General features: G+C 35.2%; 2 protein-coding genes. Both read left to right on the top strand.

Annotated features, from left to right (window positions below; genetic code table 11):
* Positions 1-60 precede the first annotated feature (60 nt).
* Positions 61-804 (top strand): abortive infection system antitoxin AbiGi family protein, encoded by a 744-nt coding sequence (locus K5Q58_RS20530; protein WP_220755713.1) that lies wholly within the window; start codon positions 61-63, stop codon positions 802-804.
* Between the two features lie 116 nt (positions 805-920).
* Entirely contained in the window at positions 921-1439 is a 519-nt protein-coding gene (locus K5Q58_RS20525; RefSeq protein ID WP_220755712.1) for a hypothetical protein, read from the top strand.
* Positions 1440-1586 lie beyond the last annotated feature (147 nt).

The raw sequence follows: 1586 nt of genomic DNA, 5'->3' as shown, positions 1-1586 counted from the left end.
ACATTGAATGATGCGCCGTTGAATAAGCTGTTAGCATACTAATAAAAGTGGAGAATAAATTTGCAGCCAAAGTCACATACCCTATTTCACTTCACTAAAAATTTAAGTTTTCTAAAGGACATCTTAAAAAGTGGTTTTTGGCCAAGGTATTGCCTAGAAGATGTTAGGTGGTATACAGGTAGGGACAATCAAACAGCATACTCGATGGTTTGTTTTTGCGATATTCCTTTATCAAGAGTAGATGAACATGTTGATTTTTATGGTTCATTTGGAATTGGAGTAACAAAAGAATGGGCAAAATCTAATGGGTTGTCGCCTGTGATTTATATAAATGAAAATACAAAGCAGCATCAAGCTTTAAAAAAACTTTTAGAAGAGAACCTTAAAGGTAAGCAGTACTATAATGGCGCTGATGTTGATATAAACACAATCATGACACACATTAAGCCTACTGAAGGAAATATGTTTATTGATGGTCAATTTATTCCAAAGGAGTTTTATCAAGAAAATGAATGGAGATATTCTGTTACGGGGGATTACAAGGCTCTAAAAATAAAACCTTTTCTTACTGAAAGTGTATATGGGAATGTAAATGCTCTCGAATCTGAAAACAGTAATGCTAAAGAGTTTTATAGCCTAAGGGTTTCGCCATCTGACATAAAATACTTATTTGTTAAATCTGATTCTGACATTCCAGATTTGGTTAACTTTATTCAGACAGAGCTCGATCATTACCCAAGCGCCGATATTAAGATATTGCTGTCTAGGGTAACGTCTTTGGAAACGATAAGTCGTGACATGTGAAGTCGTATGCTAACAAGTTGCTTAAACGGACGAAAAACAGTTGGCTTTCGCTCGTTCCTCGTAAATTATAGCCAACTATTTTGCGCCGCTTAGCAAGGCGTTAGCCGTATAAGATTATGAAACTACTTCTGAGTTTAATTGCACTTTTATTTATTTCCGTTATTGCTATAGCGTCAGTAACCAAACCTGAGTTTATAGCTCTAACTTTTGATAACACAAAAATATGTGTTCCAAATGAGTTTGTTCCTGGAGCAAGTCCTTTTCAGCAATTTTTGGAAAAAAATGTTGATGGCTTAGATAATACAGGTAAAAGTGAAATTATAAGATTACCTGCAAAAGTTATAATGGCAGGTGTTAGTGGTTATCAGTTCAGCCATATTAATAAATACAATGTAGATCTTGAGCATACCGTAAGTGGTATTGCTCATAATATTTCTAATGTTGGTAACCCTGATACTAATTTGCCCTGCGAAGACAAATATGATTTAGGGTATTGCTATCAAGCAGTTGTTCACAAAGGTGTATATTATCAATACTCTTTAAAAACAGCAGAAGTAGCCAACAAAGATAAAGTTAAAATGTTTCTTTTAACTTTGCTTAAGCAATGGGAAAGCAATTGCACAAAATACGGCTAACAAGTCGTTCAAGCAGGCAATGCTCTTCCCCCAGTTTAGTAGACACCTCCTCATCACTTTGAGGAGGCTAAAATGCCTAGATATACCCAACCAAGAAAGACATGGTTTTATCCTGTAAAATTCAAAATCAAAGCAGTCCAGCTAAGC

Origin of the sequence: Shewanella sp. KT0246, from assembly GCF_019654955.1 — a bacterium.
Classification (GTDB): domain Bacteria; phylum Pseudomonadota; class Gammaproteobacteria; order Enterobacterales; family Shewanellaceae; genus Shewanella; species Shewanella goraebulensis.
Note: the sequence above shows the minus strand (reverse complement) of the source record. Positions and strands in the feature narration are given on the sequence as shown.

What these genes read in the sequence shown, in the direction of transcription:
- K5Q58_RS20525 (WP_220755712.1), top strand. Translation starts at nt 921, where the DNA reads ATGAAACTACTTCTGAGTTTAATTGCACTTTTATTTATTTCCGTTATT.